The sequence below is a fragment of the Gammaproteobacteria bacterium genome (genome assembly GCA_013151035.1).
Lineage (GTDB): Bacteria > Pseudomonadota > Gammaproteobacteria > JAADJB01 > JAADJB01 > JAADJB01.
In genome coordinates this window covers 1-24,469 of record JAADJB010000038.1, presented here as the reverse complement: position 1 = coordinate 24,469, position 24,469 = coordinate 1, and the positions used below count along the sequence as shown (strand labels likewise).

The following is a 24,469-nucleotide window of genomic DNA, read 5'->3' as shown; positions in this document are numbered from 1 at the left end:
TAGCCTTGCATTGTAACCCTGAGTCTTGTTTATTTCAGGGTATGTGCCTTAACTACATTCAGAGGTTATGCGCTTATTATACGAATTCAGGTCATACACCAGAAATCATCATAACTCAACAAATGATGGTGTGTTCAGTTTTATGACAAGTTAACAGGACAATAATAATGGCACATAACGATGTGAATGCGCTCATGCAACAGCTAACAATGCTTTTTCATCAGGGCAATCTGATGGATGCCCAGCAATATGCGATGAAGATACTCAGTTTATCACCGGGACATACCGGTGCCATGCAGTTGCTTGGTGGTATCAAGGCGAATTTTGGTGATTATCAGTCTGCATTTGATCTGTTTTCAACCCTGGTGAAACTTGATCCGGGCCATCCTGGGGGCTTTAATAATCTTGCCTATGTATTACACATGATGGGGCGACTGGATGAGGCGCGTCAGGCGGGTATGCAGGCGATAAGGCTGAAGCCTGATTTTGTTGAGGCACATAACACACTGGCAGTTATCCTGAAGGATCTTGGAAATCTTGAACAGGCATTGATGACGATTCAGCGTGCTATACAGTTACAGCATAATTTTATTGAGGCATATAATACATGCGCCTCTATTCTGGTGGATATGAGGCGTTTTGAGGATGCACTGTCAGTGTGTCAGCGTGCATTACAGTCAGGTTCTGCTTTTGTTGAGGTACATAATCTTCAGGTGATTGCATTAATTGGGCTTGGTCGGGTTGAGCAGGCCTCAGTGGTCTGTGAGCAGGCAATACGCCAGTATCCTGATTCCTTCATGCTCTATGATACACGCAGTAATCTGTTGAACGAACAAGGCCTGATGCAGGCCTCCCTGATCGCTTGCAATAAGGCTATTGAATTGAATCTGGAACGTGCTGCCAGTTATTATAATCGGGGTAATGTACTCGGTAATCTGGCACGATTTGATGAGGCAGAGGCTGATTACCGTAAGGCTATTGCACTGGATCCAAAATATGCTGAGGCGCACAGTAATCTGCTCTTTGTGCAGGCCTCGGCAGCCACTTTATCTTTTCCTGAAATGCTGCAACAGCAACAGCAATGGGATCAGGTTCACGGAGAGCAAGGTCGTCTGTATACGCTTGCTGCCAGGCCGATAAAGAAGGAACCGGGTGAACGCTTACGTGTAGGTTATATGTCAGGCGATTTTTGTATGCACCCGGTCAGTTATTTTCTTGAGCCCTTGCTGGCAGGCCATGACAAGACAGGCTTTGAAATCTTTTGTTATGCCAATATGTATGAGTCACAGGCAGACAAGGTTACCGCTCGTCTGCGTGATTTGTCCGAGCATTGGCGATTTGTCAGGGATAAGGATGATGCCGAACTTGTCCGACTCATACAGCAGGACGGGATTGATATCCTGATTGATCTGGCTGGGCATACCCGAGGTAATCGTCTTAAGGTGTTTACCTGGCGACCCGCAGCCATACAGGCAATGTATCTGGGTTACTGTGCATCGAGTGGTCTGCAGGCGATGGATTACTGGATTACGGATGAGGTGTTGCATCCAGCGGATACTGCTGAGTTGGCAACTGAAACTATTATCCGGTTGCCGCGTTGCTCATTCTGTTATCAGCCACCGCAAGAGGCTGATATTACTGTCTCACGTATTGATGATGGAAAAGGGATTGTATTTGCCTCGTATAGCCATTTTTCAAAGCTGCTACCGGCAGTGATAGCGCTCTGGTCAAAGATACTTACGCAGGTAGCTGGTAGTCGGCTAATGATTATGGATAAATATATGGCTGATAAAGGTACGCGTAAGGTGTTAATTGATCAGTTTAAATCTTATGGCATTGGAGATGATCGTTTGATAATCAAAAGTCATCTTTCCTATATCGATTATTACAAGAGTTATGCAGAGATCGATATTGTGCTTGATCCATTTCCTCGTACAGGGGGCACGACAACTGCTGATGCGCTATGGATGGGTGTGCCGGTGGTGACCCTTGCAGGGGCGCGTTATGTTGAACGTATTAGTGCAAGTAAGCTCCATGCACTTGCTCTTGATGATCTGGTTGCTGATGATTGTGGCCAATATCTGGATATAGCTGTAAGGCTCGCTGGTGATGAGGGCTATCGTCAGGATTTACGCAAGGGTCTGCGGCAGCGCATGATGCAATCACAGCTTTGTGATAGTCGCGGGCTTGCATCCGGGATGGAGATTGTCTATCGGGAGATGTATTCCAGTATTTTTCAATCCACCCGCTGACACCAGAAGGTATACATGCCGATAAAGGTATCCGGGTGCTGTTGTTCAAACACGCCCCAGTTGTCCAGATTATCCAACTGGGTGTCTTCCGGGTATTCGGCCATATATTGTTTACGTGTAACCGGTGAGGGTAGTTCAAAGCCAATAAAACGCAGTCCACAGCTACTAATGAGTTGCTTGATCTCGGCGATGGTATAGCAGCGTTCCTGGGTATGAAAAATCAAATCACGGCATTCGCTCAGGCTGTAGAAATCATTGTTTTTTGTAATCGAGTGCAAGGGATCATCTGTGGGTAAGGCGAATAGCTCTTGCCGTGCCTGACGTATATTTTCAGGGCTTGGTGTGGTGTTTTTAAAACGCTCTCTGGCTTGAGTGATATGGCGTCGAGCCATGGAGCTATAAAAGCCCAGGTTGATCATACCGTTTGGATGTAACAGATTACGCAGTACCTTCAGCCCCGCTTCAGGCTGTTTCATATGATGCAATACGCCAACTGATTCAATAATATGGAAGCGCTGATCCAGGCTTTTTAGCCCGAGGATATCGGCCTGGGCAAAACGCAGATTGTTGATCTGATTTCTATCTGCCATGCGCTGGGCATAGGACAGGCTTTGACGACTCAGATCAATGGCAAGCACATTAACATCGGCAAAACGGGTGCTGGATATGGCAGCATGGCTACCTGTGCCGCAGCCCGCAATTAACAGGTCAATAGGTGATGTGGGAAAATCGGGTGCCTGAAAATGGGGGAATAGCTCCATCCATATCTGTTGATAGCTACGCGGTTGGTGCAGGTTGATGCTGAGCCAACGTGGATAAGGCGAATCTTCATATTGATCCTGAACGGCCTTTGAGGTTTGATCCTCGATTACTGTTAGTGATTCAATCTCTTGCCTGATAATCTGTTCCTGTTGCGGTTGTTTGAGCTGACGTTCGATTAATAGTTGCCATGGAGCAGATTGATGTTGTGTCTTGCTGAATGTATTGTCTTGCAAGGATATTATTGAATGCAGTGGTTGATACATTGCCAACAGGATGATTTTTGTTTGAGTGACTTTATCCAGTGGCTCGTTAGTATCAATGTTTTTTATTTCAGTGCAGAGAGTGTTGACTGATTCAATCTCGATATTGCTTTGAGAAAAGGCATATTCATTGTTGAAACATTGGCAGGCAAGAGCAGCAATAAAGGCCATGAACAGATCATTGACCTGAAATTGTTTGGTTATGGCAAGTTGCAGGCATGCCTGACGCAATAGGGTAAACAACTGTTCCTCTTCTTTGAAGGTGATTACAGTGTGGGTCAGGCAATATAATAGTAGTGGTTTTCCCAGTAATTGAATGTTTTTTTTGTTATCCAGTTTTTTATAGATGCTGGCGTAACCCCCTGTGATAGCGCTTGTTCTTAATTGGTTGAAGCTTGTGTCCTGGCGCAGGATAGCGAGACTGGATGGCAACAGGTCTTGCCAGTTAATACCTTCTATCAGGTATGATTGTTCTATCTGCTGAATAACCTCGGGCTCATTTGGGATATGGGGAGTGATGCCAAGCACCTGGATGAAATTTTGCCGAAAAATGAGCCTGTTAGGTTGTAGTTGTAATGCCTTTAATGCGTGTTGAAATGCAGTATCAAGCTGGTTTTTCTGCCAGTAGCTTTGGCTCAGGTTGTAATGAATCTGAGCATTTTGTGGTTGGATCTGTAAGGCTTGATTAAAATACTGTATCGCTTGATCGTGTTGAGCTTGTGTGTGGTACAGACTACCCAGATTGTTCATTGCCTCAAAGTGCCCAGGCATCAGGCGCAGGGTTTCTTCATAATATTGCTTCGCCAGATCGATTTTTTGCATGTCCTGATATAACGCTGCAATCTGGAAATGGAAGTGCGGGTTATCAGGTGTGAGCTGTATGGCTTTTCGTTGATTATTTAGCGCCTTATCGTGCTGGCCTTGCTGGGTTTGTATGCGCGATAGTCCCGCATAGGCATTGGCATGTTGTGGCTGTAGTTGTATGACCGTGTTATAGCTTTTTTCGGCGCGTATTATATCGCTCTGCATCTGCCAGGCGACGGCCAGATTATAATGAGCATTAACATGTTGTGGCTGCAGTGCGATTGCCTTTTGGCAACAGTCGGCAACCGCGGGCATATCCTGTCGATAAGAATGTATGCCCGCCAGCAGTAGCCACTTATCCGCATTCTGTGGGTCTTGATTACAGGCCTGGTTAGCGATTGCTAGTGCCGCATCCAGTTGTTGTGTCTGGATGAGCGGAATGATTTTCTGTTGGAGTTGTTCAGTAGTTTCAGGCATTTTTATGATGATCCTCAGAGCATGCCGTTATCCTAGCACATGTTTGTCATCCCCGCGCACACCCGTCATCCCCGCGTATGCGGGGATCCATGTCCCGGTCATCACTTACTTAATTCTGCGATTAGCTCTGGAATATGCTTTTCATAGCGCTTCCAGCGTTGCATGGAGGAGGTATACATGGGCTGACGAACCTGGTCGTAGCTGGGGGTGGTAACGGTACGCTTCTGTTTGTGGAATTGCAGACATTTTTCATCCCATTCCAGGCCGCAGAATTCAATCAGACGCTGGCTTTGATTTTCCTGATCTTGCACTAATTGTTCGTATTCAACCTCAAGGATAGGTATATCAAGTACCTTGAGCCAGTGTTGCATCAGGTCAACATAGCTATGGTAGTAGGTAGCGAGGTTTTTCTGGTTATTGGCGTAGGGGTGGTTGGCATTGAAGTTATGAAAATAAATGGACAGGCAGGTGTCAATCGGGTCACGCTTGCAGTGAATTATTTTTGCCTTGGGCAACATACGGCTGATGAGTCCCAGTGACAGAAAATTATGCGGCATTTTATCGCTAATACGTGGCGTGCCGGGTGCAAGGGCATTAAGCCTGCCCAGATATTCAGTTGCCAGTTGACCCAGGTCTTCACTGCTGAGTTTGCTCATGACACCGGGGTAACCTTGTGGGTGTGAGAAGCGTTGTGGCAGGCTGTTGAGTATTTCACCCATGTATTCCAGTTCACCCGCGCCATAGAGTTGACTGTGGGCAGAGAGGATTTGTTCGACCAGGCTAGTGCCAGAGCGGGGCATACCCAGTATGAATACAGCTTGTTCATTCTGTTCAGGTGAGGTGGCTATATTGGCAATGTTCTCTGCGCTAAAAGTTTGTTTAATCGCCTCAAATTGTGCGTGATGAATGTTGATATCAAAATTAAACGGGCGTAACTGATTGCCTTTCTGGTAATGTTCGAATGCCTGGTCGTATGTCTTGTTTGCATTGTGCAGATCACCCAGGGCGTAGTGCATGTCCTGTATCTGGGTGGGTGGGTTTTGATTGTTGCTCAGAGCCTTGTTTAGTGAGTTAATGGCCTGATCTTTTTTATCCAGGTGTTTGGCAAAGTTGGCAAAGGTAATGGCGGCGTTGGATGGTGGTACAGGCAGTTTGAGTAATGGTTCCAGTTCCTTGTAGGCCGCTTCAAATTCACCCTGTTTTTCATAGATATTGGCAACACCGGCTATTGGCGCGCTGAACTCAGGGCGTAGGCGATGAGCCTCATGATAATGCTCGATTGCTGATTCATAATTACCCAGGCTTTGTTGAATTGTGCCGATATTAAAATGGGCTTCGATATAATTTGGAACCAGTCGTGCCGCTGTTTGGTAGTGTTCCAGGGCTTCCTTGAATTTACACTGTTCCTGTAATAAATTACCCAGGTTGTTGTGTGCCTCGGCGTAGTTGGGGTTGATCTCCAATGCCTTGTTGAAGTGTTTTCTGGCATCCACAGGGTGTCCCTGTTCACGCAGTAGGTTACCAAGCTTGGCGTACGCCTTCTCATTGCGCGGGTTGATCTGTATGGATTTCTGGAAACAGGGGGCTGCCTCATTGGCGCGACCCTGCATCATTAATGCCAGACCAAGATTATCCCAGGCGGCATGAGCGTTGGGTTGTAGTGCCAGGGTTTGACGGCAACAGTGTTCAGCCTCAGGCAATGTACCCATTTGACCATGAATAATGCTCAGAAAAAACCAGGCATCAGCATCTTTGGGCGCCTTGCGAGTAATCTCAGTGTAGAGTTTTCTGGCTTCCTGTAGCTGACGGTTTTGAAAAAACGTATAGGCTTGCTTTTTTTTCTTATTCAGATTCATTCGCGTATTATGAGGTTAAGCTTTATATTTGGCAATTTATTGATTCAGCGAAAGGTGGCTTTGCCTGGATTTTTAGGGGGTAAATATGTTATGCTGCTCAAACGCCAAAACGTCTTTATTTATTGATTCATATCATAAAAATATAAAAATTGATGTCAAAGCTTATGGATAAGTGGGTTATACACGCTTGAATGCGGTAATATTTTTTTGGGGTATTAAATTAATGATAAGTCAAACATCCATATCAAATAAGCGCATCACTATTATTGGATTGCTAATAGTGATTCTGGCCGTTAATTTCTGGACGGGTTCGCGTTACCCTTCACTCGAAGGCAAGGCGTTGATGGGGGGCAGTACTCGCCTGGATGATCCGCTTAGCTTTGAATCAAAATTTGTTGTGAGTCCGGGTGATCCGATTTACAAAAAGGTGATGTATACCACGGTAAACTGGGCAAGCACCAATCGCCAGGGTATGACCTTTGGTGTGTTATTTGGTGCGGCATTTCTGACCTTTTTTAGTCTGTTACGCAAACGGAGTTACAAGAGCAGTATGGCAAATACCTTGCTCGGTCTTGTTACCGGGACGCCGTTGGGTGTTTGTGTTAATTGTGCGGCACCCATTGCAAAGGGGATGCATGATGCCGGTGCGCGACTGGAGACCACCCTGGCGACCATGTTCAGTTCCCCAACCCTGAATATTATTGTGCTGACCATGGTGTTTTCTATTTTCCCCATCTATCTGGCGCTGATTAAACTGGGGCTGACGCTGGTGTTTATTGTGTTGTTGATCCCGTTGATGGCGCGTTACCTGTTTCGTGAAGATGCGCTGGCTACTCATGATGCGGCCTGTTGTATCGTGGACGAACCGCTGGTTAACGCCAGTAGCGAGTCCTGGGTGCAGGCGTTGATGGCTTCTGCAGGAAGTTATTTAAAAAACCTCTGGTGGATTGTCTACAAAACAGTGCCATTGATGTTGCTGGCAGGTTTTTTGGGTGCATTTATGATTACGGTGGTGCCGCTGGAATCTCTTGCCGGACATGAGATTACTATCCTGTTGGCAATATCACTGGCGTTATTGGGTGTCTTTATTCCCTGCCCTATTGCGTTAGATATTGTTATTTCGGCGAGCTTGTTATCAGCAGGTGTACCGATCTTCTATGTAATGATTTTGCTGTTTACTCTAGGCACCTATAGTATCTATTCCTTTATGATTATCTGGACATCAATATCAAAGAGGGTGGCAATTGTGCTTTATCTAGTGGTGGCTTTAGTCGGTATTCTGGCAGGTACGGTGGCTCAATACTGGCATGAAATTGAGTTGCGTAAAATGCTGGAGATATTTTCCAGTGAGGTGCAGGCAGCAGAGATGCCAGCAGGTGGTAATATTGATTTTACGGTATTCGAGAAATCATCCCCTGCCGGAGCACGCGCCTTTACTCGAGTTGAGGGTTATACCTGGGGGCTTGATGTAATTAATGATTTTAGCGTTGAGGATTTTTGGCCACCATTTTATAACGGCAGGGGCGTGGCCTCGGGTGATTATGATAATGATGGCTGGACAGATATCTTGTTTGCCGCCAAACATGGGGTTGTCTTGTTTCATAATGAGGCAGGGAAGAGCTTTACACAGGTGAATATTAGTATCCCGGAATTAACGGAGATGAATACTTTTCTGGTGTCTTTGGTTGATATTAATAATGATGGCTGGCTTGATATCTATTTGACCGCTTATCATTCAGGTATTTACTACATGATTAGTGATAAGGGTGATTTTCTCCATGCGAAACTGGAACGTGCACCAGGGGATAATGCCGTGTTAACCGAGGCGGTATCATTTGGTGATATCGATCATGATGGTGATCTGGATGCGGCAATTGGTAATTGGTTTTATGGTTTTGCCAAACAAGCGCCGACGCTTGCCTCTACTAATGTACTGCATATTAATAATGCAGGAGTGTTTTCAGAAAAGAAAATTGACGGGATAACCGGAGAGACCTTAAGTATTCTGTTGTCTGATTTTAATCATGATCAGAATCTGGATCTTATTGTCGGTAATGATTTCCAGGCGCCGGATTTGTACTATCTGGGTGATGGCAAGGGTGGTTTCTCACAGATTACAAAAGAAGATTCCGTTATACCAATCAGTACATTGACAACAATGAGTATTGATACGGGGGATGTTAATAACGACCTTAATACAGATATTTATATTGCGCAAATTGCTGCCCGTGCTTCGGGGCGGGCAGTGAAGATTGATCTTCGCCCCATGAGAGATTATTGTAAAGATATAACAGATATTGAAAATAAAAAACGTTGTTCTCGTAATGTGGCTATTCGAAGTTTCTTTGCCTATGGGCCCAGGCATAAGCCAACCGATATCAAAAAGTGTGCCGTTATTGAAGACAAAGCGGAGAGACGAACCTGTATGTCGATGAAGCTGATGGTGACTGCAACACGTGAAAAAAACCCTGATATTTGCAAGAGTATCCCTGCGGATCAAAAGCGTGCGTCCTGGTTATGCACCAGCTTTTTTGAGCCGCCAGTAGCAACCACTTATGCAGAATTTAACCGCTCGATTACCCAGCGACCTAATCAGAATGTATTGTTGTTAGGGGCTGCCAATCGAAAGTTTGAAGATCATGCTGTGGCTATGGATGTTGATATTAGCGGTTGGAGCTGGAATGCAAAGTTTGCTGATCTGGATAATGATGGCTGGCAGGATATTTATGTGGTGAATGGTGCCTGGGTTCGCCCTGGTTTTACACCGTCTAATTTCTTCTTTTATAACCAGAAAGGTAAAGGCTTTGCTATTAAAGATAAGGAATTTGGACTGGGTAATTATATGATTGAGCCGTCCTATACCTATATTGATATCGAGAATGATGGTGATCTGGATATTATCGCAACCACGGTCAATGGTCCTGTGTGGTTGTATATTAATAATCAGAGTGCTAATAACTCGGTTGCGGTTGAGTTGAGAGATCAACGCGGGAATCATTATGGTATCGGATCAAGGATTGTCCTGAACTACGGCAAAGATCAGCACCAGATGCGTGAAATTAAGTCGGGTGGCGGGTTCCTGTCATTTGATGCACCCGTTGCTTATTTTGGTCTTGGACAGGAAAAAATGCTGAAGAGTATTGATGTGTTCTGGTCTACTGGAGAAAAAACTACCTATGAAGGTCCTTTTAAGGTGAATGGAAAATACCGCATTGAGCGTAGAAAATTATAAGCCAGGTATTTTTTATCCTGTATCCACAATCCTGATCCTGTTCGCTTCTGCCTGGCAATTGCCAGCAGAGATAGGCGTTTACGCGCTATTGTTTCTGATGTTGTTCCTGCCGTTATTCGACAGGCAATGGCAGGTGCCGGGGGTGAGTGGGTCTTGGCACGATCACCTATCAAGTCTGGCCATCTTACTGGCTGTCGCTGTCTTGTTGTTTTTAGAACCGGATAGAGCCCCCTTTTTTCTCTGGACATTATTGTTCGCAGCCTTGCCCGAGGAGTGGTTTTTTCGTGCTTATTTGATGCGGCGCATCAAGCTTAAGCCCTGGCAGGTGAATTTATTGGTGTCGCTACTGTTTTCTTTACTGCACGCGCTAACCCGTGGTTGGTCGATTGGCTTGCAGGTGTTTGCCCCCTCGCTATTTTATGGTTGGGTGTATCAGCAACGACAGGACGTAATGTTGCTGGTGTTGTTACACGCGATATCGAACCTGGTGTTTGTGATGTACCTGCGTGATTTGATGTAGGGGGGGCAGAGAGGACAGACCTCAGGTCTGTCCCAGTTTGGTTTTATTACGCTCTGCGACGAGCAATACTCAGCAGCCCGATTAAACCGCTGCCGAATAAGCCTGTAGTAGCCGGTATATCAACGAACGCAGTTATTTTGTTTTTTTCCTGGCTTGCTGCCGTGACGCTGAAATTGACTGATTTACCGCTGAAAGGGCCATCTATCATGGCGAGTCCAGCGATACCATCGCCATCAATGTCGATAGAGTTACCCGCAGCATCCCAGATATTAACGATATCAATATCCTTGCTAAAGGCCCAGTCAATCAGGATGTAACCCAGGGTATAACCGTCATTGAGTTGAACATTATAATAGCCATTGCCAGTATTAAATTGATAACGCCCAGCACGATCAAAGACCCGACCATTGTAGGCTACCCACGGGCTACCAAAAAAGTCTGTGGATGAGGATAGCGTCCAGATACCGTTATCAAAATCGCGGATATCAATGATATTGGTATCCACATCATTGATAGGCTTACCGTTGTTATCATAGATATTGAGGATGCTCGCATTAGCCGTGCTGGTAGCGAACAGAAGGGTACTAATAATTGTAGTGATTTTCATGACAGCTCCTTGTCAATGTTGAATGTCCTTATTCGAATGAATATTCTGTGCCAATCTCCACACATGGGTCAAGCAATATTTTTCAAGGGGTCAGAGCTCTTGAAAATCACTGGAGATCAACGCTAACTTCGGTTAATATGCAGTTAATTTCGTTGATTTGTTCGTTATAGGTGATGTGATGGCAACTGTACTGGTATTGAATGGGCCCAATCTGAATCTCCTGGGTAGCCGTGAGCCGGAACATTACGGTCATACCACGCTGGATCAGATTGCCAATCATCTGCAACAGATGACACAGGCTGCGGGTCATCAACTGGTCTTTCATCAAACCAATGCCGAGCATGAGATGGTGGAGCAGATCCATCAGGCGGGTGTGGATGGGGTCGCATTTATCTTGTTGAATCCAGCAGCATTCACCCACACCAGTGTGGCGATTCGAGATGCCGTGCAAGGGGTGGCAATTCCCTTCATCGAAGTGCATCTATCGAACATTCATGCGCGTGAAGAATTCCGTAAACGCTCCTATTTCTCGGATATCGCTCAGGGGGTGATTAGTGGGTTGGGGCCGATGGGTTATGAGTTGGCGCTACGAGCGGCATTGGAACGTCTGGATGGTTGAAGATGCTGGTGCGTATTACGCACCAGTCGGGTTAGCGATTTATCGCGTAACCCGACAATGTGGCTGGTTGTGGTGCGCATTGCGCACCAGAAACCAGGTTAAGGTGGCATGACGCATTGGGTATTTATATTAGGTAGGGTGCGTACCACGCACCACAACAAATTTAAGGTGACATTGTGGACATACGTAAGGTAAAAAAATTAATTGAGCTATTAGAAGAATCCGGTATCGCGGAGATCGAGATCCATGAGGGTGAGGAGTCGGTGCGTATTAGCCGTCATGCTCCGCAGGCAGCGTTTGCTATGCCGCCTCCTGTAATGGCGGCTCCGATTGCAGCACCCGCAGCGGCTCCAGCGGCAGCACCAGAGGCGGATGCTGTCGATGATATTCCAGCGGGTCATCAGGTGGTTTCACCTATGGTGGGTACCTTTTATCGTGCTTCAACACCGGGTGCCAAGCCCTTTATTGCCATCGGTCAGAGCGTTAAGGAAGGTGAGACCTTGTGTATTATCGAGGCAATGAAGATGCTGAATCAGATCGAGGCGGATTGTGCCGGTACCGTGGTTGCAATCCTGATTGAGAATGGCCAGCCCGTTGAGTTTGGCCAGCCACTTGTGGTGATTGAATAAGATGTTAGACAAGGTTGTTATTGCAAATCGTGGCGAGATTGCGCTGCGTATTCTACGTGCCTGCCGTGAGTTGGGTATCCGCACCGTTGCGGTGCATTCGGTTGCAGATCGTGAGCTCAAGCATGTGCGTCTGGCGGATGAGTCGGTCTGTATCGGCCCCTCCCCTTCGGTGGATAGTTATCTGAATATCCCGAATCTGATCAGTGCCGCCGAGGTGACTGACGCGGTGGCGATTCACCCCGGTTATGGTTTTTTATCAGAGAATGCTGATTTTGCCGAGCAGGTTGAGCGCAGTGGTTTTATCTTTATTGGTCCACGCGCTGAGACCATCCGCATGATGGGTGATAAAGTATCGGCTATCAATGCCATGATTGAGGCGGGTGTGCCGACAGTGCCAGGTTCGGATGGTGTGTTGACAGATGATGACGATGCTAATATCAGGATTGCCGCAAGGATTGGTTATCCAATTATCATTAAGGCATCCGGCGGCGGTGGTGGCCGTGGTATGCGTGTTGTGCATAGCGAGGCAGCCTTACTCAGTTCAATCTCATTGACCAAAAATGAGGCGGGTTCCTTTTTCGGTAATGATCAGGTCTATATGGAGAAGTTTCTGCAGAAACCGCGCCATATTGAGTTTCAGGTGTTGGCCGATGGTGAAGGTAAAGCGATTCACCTCGGTGAGCGTGATTGCTCCATGCAACGTCGCCATCAGAAGGTGGTTGAAGAGGCACCAGGGCCGGGTATTACGGAAGAGCAGCGTCAGACTATGGGTGAGCGTTGTGCCAGGGCCTGTGAGGCGATTAATTATCGTGGTGCCGGTACCTTTGAGTTCCTGTTTGAGGATGGCGAATTCTATTTCATTGAGATGAATACCCGTGTGCAGGTGGAGCATCCAGTGACCGAGATGATTACTGGTGTCGATATTGTTAAGGAACAATTGCGTATCGCAGCGGGTGAAGGCCTATCTTATACCCAGGATCAAATCTCGATTAGTGGTCATGCGGTCGAGTGTCGTTTAAATGCCGAGGATGCGGTGAAATTCCTGCCCTCACCCGGCAAGATTACCCAGTATCATGCACCGGGTGGCCCCGGTATTCGAGTGGATTCACATATCTATAATGGTTATACCGTCCCGCCCTATTATGATTCCATGATTGGTAAGTTGATTGCCTATGGTGAGACGCGTGATGTCGCCTTAGCGCGTATGCGGGGTGCCCTGGCAGAAATTGTTATCGAAGGTATCAACACCAATATTGATCTGCACAAAGATATCTGCTCCGATGCTGCCTTCCTCGCCGGTGGTGTGGATATTCATTATCTGGAGAAGAAGCTCGGCTTATGATGGTGCGTGGTACGCACCCTACCGTTTGTGTTGGTTATGTGTGGTGTGTGTTTTGGTAGGGTGCGTATTACGCACCATTTCCCTTAAACCCCGTACTGATCTCGATACGCATTAATCTGTTCCTGTTCTGCCGACATATCCGATTGCTCACTGAGATAGTTAATCAAATCCTCCAGGCAGATGATGCGTACTACCGGGATACCTAAATCCTGTTCCACCTCTTGTATCGCGGAGCGTTCACCTTGCCCGCGTTCTTGTCGATCCAGTGAGATGACAACGCCGGCGGTACTGGCGCCGGCCTGTTGAATGATCTCCAGTGCCTCGCGCACGGCGGTGCCTGCGGTAATCACGTCATCAACAATCAGGGCGCGACCATTGAGTTCAGACCCCACCAGTGAACCGCCTTCACCGTGTGCCTTGGCCTCTTTGCGATTAAAACAATAAGGGACGTCTTTATTATATTGGTCAGCGAGGGCGATGGCAGTGGTGGCAACCAGTGGTATACCCTTGTAGGCAGGGCCAAACAGGATGTCGTAATCCAGTTTGGCATCCTCAATCGCCTGGGCATAAAAGCGTCCTAGTTTTGCCAGGCGCACACCAGTATTAAACAGCCCGGCATTAAAGAAATAGGGGCTGGTACGGCCTGATTTCAGAGTAAAACTGCCGAAGCGCAGCACCTCGCAGTCGAGGGCAAAGCGGATAAAGTCTCGTTGATAATCTTGCATGATGGGTTCTTCTTTAAGTAATGATTGGTAGACAGTATACCTGCTTTTATACGTTATTAAAATTGACGGGTGTCTTTTTTTATGAGACATTTGTCAGCAACAGGTTAATGAGGATGCTGGGATGTTGAGTTTGAGAGAGGTGGGTAAGAATCTGGGTTTACGTACAACCATTCGTAATAGCATGACACTGGTTGAAAAAACAAGACAAGGTCTTCAGCCCACTACTTTCAGTAAAATGGCGCGTAATCTAGAGGTCGATGAAAAAACGCTATCTGCAATCGTTTCTATTTCTGAGCGCACGGTTTCACGTGCAAAAAAAGATCATAAATTATTACCGCCACCCATTAGTGGTAAGTTAATTGAAATAGCAAAGGTGTTAACGCTAGCTACTGAGGTTTTTGAGGAGCGTGACAGTGCTATTGCATGGTTAAAGGATGATTGTCTTGCATTAGGCAATGTGACACCTTTATCTTTATTGGATACCCCGCAAGGTAATGAGATTGTCATTGATGAGTTATATGCCATCGAGTATGGAAACTTTGCTTAAACTTTATCGCATAAGCAAAGCGAAATATGGCGGTGATTTCAGTGGTGAAGGAGGTAAAAAAGGCCTCGGTAGATGGCACCATAAGGGGGGTGCGGTGATCTATACCGCAAGCTCAGTTGCATTGGCTATATTGGAAACACTGGTTCATACGCCCATTACTCGTCAACCACGAGGGCGGGTTCTGGTGAGCATGGCGCTTGCTGAAGATATTCAAGTTAAATATATTGATATCAGTACGCTGGACAAAAACTGGCATGATTATATTGCGCTAGAAAGTACAAAAACGATAGGCAGTGAGTGGCTGGAAAGCTATGAAACAGCAGTGCTTGGTGTGCCAAGCGTCGTCACAAAAGGTGCCGAAATGAATTATTTAATCAACCCATTACACCCTGACGCAAAGGCTATCAAGATTGTGGAGATTGAGTCCTATGTGTTTGACAAGAGATTACGCAAATGAAGATTATCAGTATCAACACCAATGGCATTCGTGCCGCCACCAAAAAGGGTTTTTTTGCATGGATGCTCAAGGAACAACCCGATGTGGTCTGTATACAGGAGACCAAGGCGCAGGAGCATCAGCTAGAGGCCGATTTGCACTACCCGGAAGGCTATCATGCCTATTTCTTCGATGCACAAAAGAAGGGTTATAGCGGGGTAGCCATCTATACCCGGATTAAACCGGATAAGGTTATTTGTGGTTTAGGCGATGGCTTTGAAGATATGGATGCCGAGGGCCGTTTTATCCAACTGGATTTTGGCAAGCTCAGTGTGATCTCCTTATATCTCCCCTCGGGCTCTTCCAAAGAAGAACGTCAACAGATCAAATACAGTTTTATGGAGCGCTTCACCGAGACCATGAAGGCGATGCGTCGTAAACATCGAGAATATATTATCTGTGGCGACTGGAATATTGTGCACAAGGAAATTGATATCAAGAACTGGAAGGCAAACCAGAAAAATTCAGGTTGTCTACCCGAGGAACGCGCCTGGCTGGATCAGGTGTTTGGAAAGATGGGTTTTGTCGATGCCTTCCGTGTGGTGAATCAGGAAGCCCACCAGTATACCTGGTGGTCAAATCGTGGGCAGGCATGGGCGAATAACGTGGGCTGGCGGATTGATTATCAGGTGATTACACCGGGGCTTGCCGATAAGGTTCAGGCTGTCTCGGTCTATCGGGATGAACGCTTCTCGGATCATGCCCCGTTAACAGTGGAGTATGATTGGTGATGGTGCGTGGTACGCACCCTACCTCGTCTGTGTAGGGTGCGCACTGCGCACCATTTCCCGCTACGGTGGGTGCTGGTGTTGTGGTAGGTGATGGTGCGTGGTACGCACCATTCCCCCGGATTATCTTTGCCCCCAATCCTTCTGCTCATGGGCGTAATCCAGCATCTTTTTAACCCAGGGTAATAACAGGTAGGCAGGAAAGGATAGGAAGAAGGTCAGTAGGAAATAATCAGCATAGCCCATGATCTCAGCACCAAAACCACCCGCCCAGCCGGATACAGAGCGGCTCAGGGCAAACACGGAGGATAACAATGCGTACTCGGTAGCGGAGTGACACTTGTTCACAATCGCCATCAGGAAGGCGAGAAAGGCGGCGGTACCCAGCCCACCAGTGAAGGATTCGAGCCCACTGGCAGAATAGATGAATATCATGTGTTCGGCGGGAATGCCTGCCTCTGGGTGTAATGGCAGGATGGACGCTACCCAGGCATAACCGAGGTTAGAGACGGCCTGAAATAGACCCAGTATCCACAGACCGTGAAAGATGCCGATACGATCAGTAATCCAGCCGCCGGTAATGCCGCCAGCAATCGACAGAACCAGTCCTAGATTAACTGAGACCAGCCCAATCTGGCTGGCAGAAAACCCGGCATCAACCCAGAATGGTTTAATCATAAAGCCCATGGCGCTGTCACCGAGCTTGAAGATCAGGATAAAGAGCAGGATAAAGCCCATCTGTGGTCGGCTTAACATATCCAGCAGGGTGCCAAACATCGGGCCACGCGTGGTTTGATCTCGCTCGCTGTCTGCGCCCCCCATGCTCTGGTAGTGACGTAGGCTACTAATAGCGACCAGTGATGCCCCGAAGCCAATAATCAGCCACCATACTATAGGGTAGTTCTTTGACCAGTGTACGGCGCTATCCGTAAGCCACAGGGCACCTGCCAGAAGTGATATCACGCCCAGCATTGCCATGGGATGACGTAACAGGTTCTTGATTTCCTGTGTCAGACGCATCGCGTGGTTATTACGAATAGCCTTTTCTGGCGGTGCATACTGGCAGATGATGCCGAGTAATACTAATAGTCCCGCTGCACTGAGGTAGGTGCTGATCCATCCGGCATAATCACTGAGTATCAGGGCAAAGCCCGCCGCCAGCATTCCCGCACGATAAAAGGCGATACGTAGACCATTGGCGATCCCGAATTCGTGTCGACTTAGCATTTCAATGGTGTAGCCATCAATCGCAATATCATTGGTTGCCGAGGCGAGGGTAAACAGCCCGATAGCAAACCAGACCCAGGGGCCAAAATCAGCGTACAGGGCAAAGACACATAATACTGCCGCCATGCTGATATCAACCGCAAACATCCAACGCCGATGGTGACGATAGTGGTCAATAGCCGGTGCCCACAGGAATTTCAGACTCCATGCCAGCCCCAGCAGGCTCATAAAGCCGATCTCCCACAGAGCGACCCCTTGTTGGCGGAAGTGAACCGGGAATATATCGTAGAAGATGCCGAGCGGAAAGCCTTCAGCGAAGTAGAGAATGCCGACCCAGAACATCTTGGAGTGCAGTAAGGGAGATGAATTGTTTGTCATACTCAGGCCGGGGTCAAAGCCATTGTTTCACTCAGGCTGGGGTCAGAGCCGTTTTTTGGCTCTGACCCCATGGTAGAACGTACCACGATTGCTTCTAATTACTAATCAGTATAAAACTGATGGCTATAACGCACATCCAGGGGCTGGGTCTCACCCTCCGGGGTAATCAGGAACCTGAATTTGAAGGTCTCTTCATTGGAGATGCCGAACTCGGCAATGTAGTACAGTGCATTGGGTTCGTTGATCTTTCTTAATTCCAGTGAACGTTGTTGGCCGGTGAGGTTACTGGCGCTGGCTACAATTTTGGCGGCAACGGGTGTGCCCGTAGTGCCGAGAACTTTTTTCAGTACCACCAGATTTAACATGCCGCGATTCTTGCTGCGTTTGATGTTGTATTGACGTGTCACCTGCGGTGGCAGGCTTGAGGTGTTTAAGGCATTAAAATGAACCACGTATTGACCGAAGTCCTGGGAGTTTTCAGCCTGGGCGGATAGGCTAAAAAACAGACTGAAGATGAGGCTAAGCAAGATAGTGGACAGGTTTTTATGGTGCATGATTATATCTCCTTTTAGTGTGCTTGATATTGAATATAACACATCGTGAGAAAACGACTATTATTTTTTACAAAAGTGGTAAATGGCAATCTCACCAAGCAGGTTGGGTAATATTCTGGCACCGAGGCTGTGACGGTGTGCGTGATTGACTACACTGCGTTGCAGGATATGAATGCCTTGCTCGTGGCATAGCTTTTCAAAATCACGAATGGTGCAAAGATGGATGTTCGGGGTGTTATACCAGCTATTTGGTAGCGCTCGCGTGACAGGCATGCTGCCATGAAGAAACAGGTGTAAACGCCCTCTCCAGTGGCCGAAGTTAGGAAAGGTCACAATCCCTTCCTTGCCGATGCGTAACATTTCTTGTAATAACTGTTCTGGATGACGAACCGCCTGCAGGGTATGTGCCATGACAACGTAATCGAAGGAGTTATCTTTGAAATCGGCTAGACCACCATCCAGGTCAAGCTGAATCACATTAACGCCGGATTGAATGCAAGAGGTGATATTTTCCTCCGCAATTTCCAGCCCATAGCCGGTGACCTGGTGTTGCTGTTGTAGATAATACAGCAGTTCCCCCTTACCACAACCGAGATCCAGTACGCTGGTAGAGGGTTTAATCCAGTCACTGATGATTTGTAGGTCGGTACGCAGATTCATGCCTTCACCTCGTTAGCAACGCGCTGCATATAGGCAGTGAGTATCTCGGTATAGGTCGGGATCGGCATAAGGAATGCGTCATGCCCATGATTTGCCTCGACTTCGGCATAGGTGACATCCTTTTTTTCATCCAGCAGCGCATGTACGATTTCTTCTGAACGGGCAGGAGAGAAGCGCCAGTCACTGGTGAAAGAGATGACTAGAAATTTTGCCTTTGCGCTGCGCATTGCCTGTGCCAGATCATTATTATGCTCACTGGCCGGGTCATAATAATCAAGTGCCTTGGTCATAAGCAGATAGGTATTGGCATCAAAGCGGTCGACAAAGGATTTCCCCTGATAGCGCAGGTAACTCTCGATCTGAAAATCAACATCAAAGCCAAAGTTGAGTTTGCCTTCGCGTAGTTCGCGGCCAAATTTGGCACGCATGGCATCATCCGACAGATAGGTGATATGGCCGAGCATTCGTGCCAGCATGAGCCCTCTGCGTGGTACGACATTATGATCATAATAACGACCATTATGGAATTCAGGGTCAGACATGATGGCCTGACGTGCGACCTCGTTAAAGGCAATATTCTGTGTCGATAGCTTGGGTGCTGCGGCAATAATAATGGCATGACGCAGGCGGTCGGGTTGGTCTATGGCCCATTGTAAAACCTGCATACCGCCCAGGCTGCCTCCAATTACTGCTGCCCACTGATCAATGCCGAGATAATTGGCCAGATGTGCCTGGCTGCGTACCCAGTCACTGACCGTTATAATGGGGAAATCAGGCCCGTAGATCTTGCCGCTCTCGGGGTTAATCGTGTTCGGTCCACTGGAGCCCTTGCAGCTACCCAGGTTGTTCGGGCAAACAATGTAGAACTTATTGCTATCAATGGGTTTACCCGGGCCGATAGCGCTCTCCCACCAGCCCGGTTTGCGATCTTCTATGCTGTGGTAGCCGGCAGCATGATGATCACCCGACAGGGCATGGCAAATCAGGATGGCATTGGAGTGGTCATGGTTGAGCTTGCCGTAGGTCTCATAAGTGAGGTGAAAACTGGGCAGGTTACGCCCGCAGTCCAGCGCCAGCTCACGGTCAAATTGTGTGCTTTTAGCTTGTACCAGGCCGACGGAATCGTTGGGTAGAACTTTGTTAGGGGTATCGCTGTTTGTCATGCTGCTAGTAACCCGACAATAACATTAGCGGTGGCAGGATCAGCATCTTCACAAACTGTAGCAGAATAAGTGCAAATAGCACACTCAGATCCAGCCCCGAGAGTGGTGGAATAAAGCGTCGAATACGTTTTAGCAGTGGTTCATTGATAGCGGTTAACAGCCCGGATACAGGGCTGCTTTGTGCGGGGGATACCCAGCTTAATACCGCTTGTATGATAAGTGAGAAAGTCAGAATATTAAAACCTTGCTGCAGGATTTTGGTGATAGCCATAATCAACAGGGAGAGGATGTTTAATGGGCTGTTGTTTAGCAGCATAATGAGCAGCAGGCTCACTACATTCAAGAGCAGAACCAGACTCAGGGTGGCAAGATCAATGCCGCGTAGTGAGGGGATGAATCGGCGCGTGAAAATAACGGGTGGATTGGTGATCTTAACCAGAAACTGGCAGACAGGGTTATAAAAATCTGCACGCACCCAACCTAAGATGAAGCGCAATAAAAGAGCTAGTGTGTAAAGGCCGAATAAGGTGTCGATCAGAAATGTAACAGGGCTGGTCAGGTAATCATGCCCCATTATTCAGCACCAAACTGTTCAGCTAGTTCGTGTGATCGACGTTTGGCGGCCTGCAATGCCAGGTGGATATGCTGGCGTATGTCATTTTCTTCCAACACGCAGATGGCCCGTTCGGTGGTACCACCGGGTGAGGTTACACGCCGTCTTAGCGTGGCGGCATCATCTTCACTTTCCATTGCCATTTTGGCAGCACCCAGGGCGGTTTGCAGGGTTAACATGCGTGCCGCCTGTGGGGCGAGTCCCAGTTGAGTGGCACTTTCCTGTAAGGTCTCCATTAGCAGGAAGAAATAGGCGGGGCCACTGCCTGAAAGTGCGGTAACGGTGTCCATCAACGCTTCCTGCTCAACCCAAAGGGTGATGCCTACAGCGCGCAGGATGGATTCAGCAATATCTTTCTGTTCATCGCTCACTCGTTCATTGGCATATAGCCCGCTGGCACCGCATTGTAACAGGGCGGGGGTATTGGGCATGACGCGCACAATGGGTAGCTTGCCACCCAGCCAGCGTTCTATGTCTGTTGCGCGAATGCCGGCAGCAATCGAGATGACCAGTGGACAGCGTTGCTGCGTGCTGGCTGCAATCTGCTGGCAAACGCTGCGTAGCATCTGGGGTTTGACGGCCAGTACAATAATATCGCTATTACTAATGGCTTCATTATTATCCGGGTTGATATTAATGGCGTGATGAACTTGCAGGTTGTTCAGTTGAGCGACATCGGGATCTGATGCATAAATGTTTTTTGCATCATAGCCATCGGCGAGCAGCCCCGAGATCAGGCTGCGAGCCATGTTACCTGCGCCAATAAAGGTAATGTTTTTTGTGTTCATGCTTCTACGTTCCTGTGTGTCAGTGGTTTTTTGGTGCGTAATACGCACCCTACGACGCAATAATGCACTGATTTCTGCCTTTTTCCTTGGCCTCATAAAGCGCGGTATCAGCGCGTTCAAAGACATCACCTAGTTCGTCATCACCCTGGAAACTGCTAATGCCACATGAGACAGTGATCTTGACATCATGGCCCTTGTAGTGAAAGCCACAGTCCTGGATACGGATGCGCAATTGTTCAACCAGGGTGAAGGTCTCTTCTTCGTTGGTTCCGGGTAGTAACATAACAAATTCTTCACCCCCGAAACGTGCCAGAAAATCGGTTTCACGGATGCGGTTGTTGAGCAGTTGGGCGATGGTCTTTAGTACCTTGTCACCCGCCTTGTGCCCGTAGGTGTCGTTGACATTCTTGAATAGATCCACATCCCATACCGCCAGGGTTAGAGGCTTCTCGAAACGCTTCCAGCGAGCGATTTCTTCGTGTGCCATTTTTTCGTAGGCAAGACGGTTGGGTATCTCGGTGAGTACGTCCATCATCGCCTCACGGTTCTTTTCTACAATCACCTGTTTGAGGTTTTCGGTCTCCTCTTCCAGCGACACCATCTTTTCCTGCATATCAACCAGACTTTTACGGGCATCGTCAGAGCGTTGTTGTTCTGTTTCGCGGTAGACCTTAATGTGTTTGGAGATGGTTTCCAGTCGATTCTGCACGCTGTTTTTGAGTTCGTTCAGATCGGTGGCCTGGGTGACATCATCGCGGATTTCCTGTACTTGATGGTCAACCTCGCCATCAAAGCGTTGTCCTTCCTGGTATGAATTATGGATCTGTTCACCTTCGTTGCGTAAAAAAGAATCCATTTCTTGCAATCGCATGGTGATCTGTTGCAGGAATTCCTCAAAATCGTGTTTTTCCTGTTGCAGGCGACTGCGGATGGAATTGATGAGGTGAGCAACATCCTTGAGTAGCTGGTGCCAGTCGGCGGGTGAGGTGTCTATTTCCAGGCGTTCCTTCATCTGCTCGACGGCACCATGAAGATCGGCAGGAACTGCCAGTTGCTCCAGCAGGCGAATCAATAGCTCCTGTATAGAGGGTGAGCTATCGTCATCATCTTCATCCTCATTTTCATCATCACCATCCAGATTGAGGTTGTCCCTGGAAATAGGATGGCTCGTTTTGCTCAAAAGATGAGCAAGATCCGTACACAGATGTTCGAGTTCAATCTTTTCGCGTGCATTTTGGGCGGATTTTTTTAGTGATAGCAGATCGTTATTAATGGATTCCGGTTCAATCAGTTGATCAATGAAGGACAACATATAGCTGCGGTAATGATTGAGTTCGGCTTGTTCCGAGTCAGTGTCACCGTTTTCCTGCCGTCCGGTTAGCAGCCGCCCTAATAGCCCTGGTTTCTTTTCACTGGGAGTGACATCGTTGATAATCGTGTCAAATAGCTGGCTCAGATCAACAAGGAGTTGGTCGGTATCACGATCTGTGGACTTGTTGAGTTTTTTAAGCAGCTTATCTTTTTGTTTTTGCAGGTTTTTGGGGAGATTAAGGGCCTCCAGTAGTTGTACCAGTACTGTCGTCACCTTTTTTTCGGGGCTGCCCTGGCTTTCTTCAATTCGTGCCAGTACGCGTGATAATTCATTGAGCGTGGTTTCAAGATGAATGCGGTCAATCTCATCACGCGTGGAACTGCGGATCTGCTGGATATGCTGATCAATGGAGTTATTGTATCCTTCTGCCGCAAGACACAGGCGGCTAACCGTCTTTTTGAGGATAGTCTCAAGATTTCCCCAGTGTTGTTCCTTTTTCTCAAGCTGATCTAGCTGGTCGTAATATTTACGTTTCCAGTTCTCATTATCTTGTTCGATTGTTTCAGTCATTTGTTATTCTCCACATAAGCGTAAAGATACAAGATGGAGCGAGGATAATCAATGACTCTCTGTTGTTTGATAAAGGCTATTTTCGTGTCCCGAAAATGGCACTGCCGATTCGTACCATCGTGCTGCCTTCGGCAATAGCCGCCTCCATATCGTTGGACATACCCATAGATAGGGAGTCGAGCATTAAGTTATGACGGTTAAGTTGCGTTTGCAGTTGTTGCAGCGTTTTGAATGCCTGACGTTGCTGTTCTATATCATCGCAGGCGGCTGGCAGGGTCATCAGGCCACGCAGCCTGATATTCTTTAATGAATGAATCTCCTGCGCCAGTGCTAACGCCTGATCAGGCGCTACACCACTCTTTGAGCTCTCCTGGCTAATGTTAATTTGCAGGCATGCTTGTATCGGTGCTAGATGCTGTGGGCGTTGCTCATGGATGCGTCGGGCATGTTTGATAGAACACAGGCTGTGAACCCAGTCAAAGTGTTCGGCAATCAGGCGCGTCTTGTTAGATTGTAGCGGGCCAATAAAATGCCATTCGATACCCAGGTCATGGAGTTGATGCATCTTGTCAATCGCTTCCTTTACATAGGACTCGCCAAAACAGCGCATGCCTTGTTGCCATGCAGTGCGTATATCAGAGATAGGCCAGCGCTTGCTTACCGCTAACAGAGTGATATGATCAGGCTTGCGCTGGTATCGTGTGCAGGCGTTATTAATGCGCTCTTTTATGGTGTTTATGTTGTTTTTGATGCCGCCCTGCTGTTCGCTCTTCATGCGGTCAGATTAGCATAACAAGGGATGACCTATCACAAGTGAATAAAAAATAATGTGATGAAGGGCACAATTTGTTTGACAAGTAAAAAAACACCTGCTAACTTGCGCCTTAGCGTGGTTAATAATAGCCAACAAAAAATATATTTCAGCGACACGGAGAGAGTATCTTGAAAAAGAAAACTGACATGAAAGTAACATCCACCCCTATTTTTACACGTAGTTTAATAGCCGCAGCAGTAATAGCGGTATTACCGATGGGACAGGCGCAAGCGTTACCAGCAGTTGATGCTTTTGGAGCGGATGCAGATTCTTTGACTCCAGGTGGTGGTAATACTAATGTCATTGATCTTGGCGTTTCTGGCACGATTAGTGTTACGGGTAATACTGGGATTACGGGTACACTGAGTTCTTCCGGTCTGGCGACTTTGGATTCAGCTGCGGTAACTAATAATGCGACCGTTGGTGGCACGATGGGCATCACGGGTAATACGACTGTTGGTGGCACCATGGGTATCACCGGTAATACAACGGTTGGCGGTACGCTGGCTGCGGGTAATACCACAGTAACAGGCA

General features: G+C 47.5%; 22 protein-coding genes. 10 read left to right on the top strand and 12 right to left on the bottom strand.

The window, feature by feature from the left end; all coding sequences use genetic code 11:
• Positions 1-167 precede the first annotated feature (167 nt).
• Positions 168-2,252: a tetratricopeptide repeat protein gene (locus GXP22_08500; GenBank protein NOX09509.1), complete on the top strand. Its 2,085-nt coding sequence runs from the start codon at positions 168-170 to the stop codon at positions 2,250-2,252.
• On the opposite strand, the gene GXP22_08495 is transcribed toward GXP22_08500, so the two are convergent.
• Together GXP22_08495 and GXP22_08490 are read right to left on the bottom strand one after the other, a co-directional pair.
• Positions 2,237-4,555: a tetratricopeptide repeat protein gene (locus GXP22_08495; GenBank protein NOX09508.1), complete on the bottom strand. Its 2,319-nt coding sequence runs from the start codon at positions 4,553-4,555 to the stop codon at positions 2,237-2,239. The genes GXP22_08500 and GXP22_08495 overlap by 16 nt on opposite strands.
• Positions 4,556-4,656: 101 nt before the next feature.
• Positions 4,657-6,411 (bottom strand): tetratricopeptide repeat protein, encoded by a 1,755-nt coding sequence (locus GXP22_08490; protein NOX09507.1) that lies wholly within the window; start codon positions 6,409-6,411, stop codon positions 4,657-4,659.
• 223 nt (positions 6,412-6,634) lie between these two features.
• On the opposite strand from GXP22_08490, the gene GXP22_08485 reads away from it, so the two are divergent.
• Positions 6,635-9,643: an RNA-binding protein gene (locus GXP22_08485; GenBank protein ID NOX09506.1), complete on the top strand. Its 3,009-nt coding sequence runs from the start codon at positions 6,635-6,637 to the stop codon at positions 9,641-9,643.
• On the top strand, positions 9,624-10,163 hold the full coding sequence (locus GXP22_08480; GenBank protein ID NOX09505.1) for a CPBP family intramembrane metalloprotease: 540 nt from the start codon (positions 9,624-9,626) through the stop codon (positions 10,161-10,163). The genes GXP22_08485 and GXP22_08480 overlap by 20 nt, the downstream gene beginning before the upstream one ends.
• Before the next feature lie 46 nt (positions 10,164-10,209).
• Here the strand turns inward: GXP22_08480 and GXP22_08475 are convergent, their stop codons facing one another.
• Positions 10,210-10,770: a hypothetical protein gene (locus GXP22_08475; protein ID NOX09504.1), complete on the bottom strand. Its 561-nt coding sequence runs from the start codon at positions 10,768-10,770 to the stop codon at positions 10,210-10,212.
• Between the two features lie 178 nt (positions 10,771-10,948).
• On the opposite strand from GXP22_08475, the gene aroQ reads away from it, so the two are divergent.
• The 3 genes from aroQ (at position 10,949) to accC (ending at position 13,360) form a co-directional block, all read left to right on the top strand.
• Positions 10,949-11,389 carry a type II 3-dehydroquinate dehydratase gene (gene aroQ / locus GXP22_08470; protein ID NOX09503.1) on the top strand — a complete coding sequence of 147 codons (441 nt, stop codon included), beginning with the start codon at positions 10,949-10,951 and terminating at the stop codon, positions 11,387-11,389.
• A 176-nt stretch (positions 11,390-11,565) separates the two neighbouring features.
• Complete coding sequence (locus GXP22_08465; protein NOX09502.1) at positions 11,566-12,018, top strand: acetyl-CoA carboxylase biotin carboxyl carrier protein; 453 nt, start codon at positions 11,566-11,568, stop codon at positions 12,016-12,018.
• Between the two features lies 1 nt (position 12,019).
• A complete protein-coding gene (gene accC, locus GXP22_08460) occupies positions 12,020-13,360 on the top strand; it encodes an acetyl-CoA carboxylase biotin carboxylase subunit (protein NOX09501.1) in 1,341 nt (446 codons plus the stop codon).
• 83 nt (positions 13,361-13,443) lie between these two features.
• Here accC and pyrE read toward each other — a convergent pair whose 3' ends face one another.
• Positions 13,444-14,085: an orotate phosphoribosyltransferase gene (pyrE, locus tag GXP22_08455; protein ID NOX09500.1), complete on the bottom strand. Its 642-nt coding sequence runs from the start codon at positions 14,083-14,085 to the stop codon at positions 13,444-13,446.
• A gap of 121 nt (positions 14,086-14,206) precedes the next feature.
• On the opposite strand from pyrE, the gene GXP22_08450 reads away from it, so the two are divergent.
• Genes GXP22_08450 through xth form a run of 3 tightly spaced genes read left to right on the top strand, consistent with a single transcriptional unit; the run spans position 14,207 to position 15,859 of the window.
• Complete coding sequence (locus GXP22_08450; GenBank protein NOX09499.1) at positions 14,207-14,632, top strand: DUF2384 domain-containing protein; 426 nt, start codon at positions 14,207-14,209, stop codon at positions 14,630-14,632.
• Entirely contained in the window at positions 14,595-15,089 is a 495-nt protein-coding gene (locus GXP22_08445) for an RES family NAD+ phosphorylase (protein ID NOX09498.1), read from the top strand. The genes GXP22_08450 and GXP22_08445 overlap by 38 nt, the downstream gene beginning before the upstream one ends.
• Positions 15,086-15,859 carry an exodeoxyribonuclease III gene (gene xth, locus GXP22_08440; GenBank protein ID NOX09497.1) on the top strand — a complete coding sequence of 258 codons (774 nt, stop codon included), beginning with the start codon at positions 15,086-15,088 and terminating at the stop codon, positions 15,857-15,859. The genes GXP22_08445 and xth overlap by 4 nt, the downstream gene beginning before the upstream one ends.
• 120 nt (positions 15,860-15,979) lie before the next feature.
• On the opposite strand, the gene GXP22_08435 is transcribed toward xth, so the two are convergent.
• From GXP22_08435 to GXP22_08400, 8 genes are all read right to left on the bottom strand, one after another.
• Entirely contained in the window at positions 15,980-17,461 is a 1,482-nt protein-coding gene (locus tag GXP22_08435) for an AmpG family muropeptide MFS transporter (GenBank protein ID NOX09496.1), read from the bottom strand.
• Positions 17,462-17,562: 101 nt separating this feature from the next.
• Positions 17,563-18,015 (bottom strand): DUF4426 domain-containing protein, encoded by a 453-nt coding sequence (locus GXP22_08430; protein ID NOX09495.1) that lies wholly within the window; start codon positions 18,013-18,015, stop codon positions 17,563-17,565.
• Between the two features lie 60 nt (positions 18,016-18,075).
• Positions 18,076-18,675: a methionine biosynthesis protein MetW gene (metW, locus tag GXP22_08425; protein ID NOX09494.1), complete on the bottom strand. Its 600-nt coding sequence runs from the start codon at positions 18,673-18,675 to the stop codon at positions 18,076-18,078.
• Complete coding sequence (locus GXP22_08420) at positions 18,672-19,838, bottom strand: homoserine O-acetyltransferase (protein ID NOX09493.1); 1,167 nt, start codon at positions 19,836-19,838, stop codon at positions 18,672-18,674. The genes metW and GXP22_08420 overlap by 4 nt, the downstream gene beginning before the upstream one ends.
• Before the next feature lie 4 nt (positions 19,839-19,842).
• A complete protein-coding gene (locus GXP22_08415) occupies positions 19,843-20,415 on the bottom strand; it encodes a YggT family protein (protein NOX09492.1) in 573 nt (190 codons plus the stop codon).
• Positions 20,412-21,239: a pyrroline-5-carboxylate reductase gene (locus GXP22_08410; protein ID NOX09491.1), complete on the bottom strand. Its 828-nt coding sequence runs from the start codon at positions 21,237-21,239 to the stop codon at positions 20,412-20,414. Before GXP22_08410 ends, GXP22_08415 begins: the two co-directional genes overlap by 4 nt.
• A 49-nt stretch (positions 21,240-21,288) precedes the next feature.
• On the bottom strand, positions 21,289-23,121 hold the full coding sequence (locus tag GXP22_08405; GenBank protein ID NOX09490.1) for a diguanylate cyclase: 1,833 nt from the start codon (positions 23,119-23,121) through the stop codon (positions 21,289-21,291).
• Positions 23,122-23,197: 76 nt separating this feature from the next.
• Entirely contained in the window at positions 23,198-23,896 is a 699-nt protein-coding gene (locus GXP22_08400; GenBank protein ID NOX09489.1) for a YggS family pyridoxal phosphate-dependent enzyme, read from the bottom strand.
• A gap of 185 nt (positions 23,897-24,081) precedes the next feature.
• Here GXP22_08400 and GXP22_08395 point away from each other — a divergent pair.
• Positions 24,082-24,469, top strand: a 388-nt coding sequence (locus GXP22_08395; protein NOX09488.1) for a hypothetical protein, incomplete at its 3' end; no start/stop codon positions are given.

Bases quoted from the DNA above. Each gene is read 5' to 3' on its own strand.
- GXP22_08500 (NOX09509.1), top strand. From the start codon at position 168: ATGGCACATAACGATGTGAATGCGCTCATGCAACAGCTAACAATGCTT.
- GXP22_08495 (NOX09508.1), bottom strand. From the start codon at position 4,555: ATGCCTGAAACTACTGAACAACTCCAACAGAAAATCATTCCGCTCATC.
- GXP22_08490 (NOX09507.1), bottom strand. From the start codon at position 6,411: ATGAATCTGAATAAGAAAAAAAAGCAAGCCTATACGTTTTTTCAAAAC.
- GXP22_08485 (NOX09506.1), top strand. From the start codon at position 6,635: ATGATAAGTCAAACATCCATATCAAATAAGCGCATCACTATTATTGGA.
- GXP22_08475 (NOX09504.1), bottom strand. From the start codon at position 10,770: ATGAAAATCACTACAATTATTAGTACCCTTCTGTTCGCTACCAGCACG.
- aroQ (NOX09503.1), top strand. From the start codon at position 10,949: ATGGCAACTGTACTGGTATTGAATGGGCCCAATCTGAATCTCCTGGGT.
- accC (NOX09501.1), top strand. From the start codon at position 12,020: ATGTTAGACAAGGTTGTTATTGCAAATCGTGGCGAGATTGCGCTGCGT.
- pyrE (NOX09500.1), bottom strand. From the start codon at position 14,085: ATGCAAGATTATCAACGAGACTTTATCCGCTTTGCCCTCGACTGCGAG.
- GXP22_08450 (NOX09499.1), top strand. From the start codon at position 14,207: ATGTTGAGTTTGAGAGAGGTGGGTAAGAATCTGGGTTTACGTACAACC.
- GXP22_08445 (NOX09498.1), top strand. From the start codon at position 14,595: ATGAGTTATATGCCATCGAGTATGGAAACTTTGCTTAAACTTTATCGC.
- xth (NOX09497.1), top strand. From the start codon at position 15,086: ATGAAGATTATCAGTATCAACACCAATGGCATTCGTGCCGCCACCAAA.
- GXP22_08435 (NOX09496.1), bottom strand. From the start codon at position 17,461: ATGACAAACAATTCATCTCCCTTACTGCACTCCAAGATGTTCTGGGTC.
- GXP22_08430 (NOX09495.1), bottom strand. From the start codon at position 18,015: ATGCACCATAAAAACCTGTCCACTATCTTGCTTAGCCTCATCTTCAGT.
- metW (NOX09494.1), bottom strand. From the start codon at position 18,675: ATGAATCTGCGTACCGACCTACAAATCATCAGTGACTGGATTAAACCC.
- GXP22_08420 (NOX09493.1), bottom strand. From the start codon at position 19,838: ATGACAAACAGCGATACCCCTAACAAAGTTCTACCCAACGATTCCGTC.
- GXP22_08410 (NOX09491.1), bottom strand. From the start codon at position 21,239: ATGAACACAAAAAACATTACCTTTATTGGCGCAGGTAACATGGCTCGC.
- GXP22_08405 (NOX09490.1), bottom strand. From the start codon at position 23,121: ATGACTGAAACAATCGAACAAGATAATGAGAACTGGAAACGTAAATAT.
- GXP22_08400 (NOX09489.1), bottom strand. From the start codon at position 23,896: ATGAAGAGCGAACAGCAGGGCGGCATCAAAAACAACATAAACACCATA.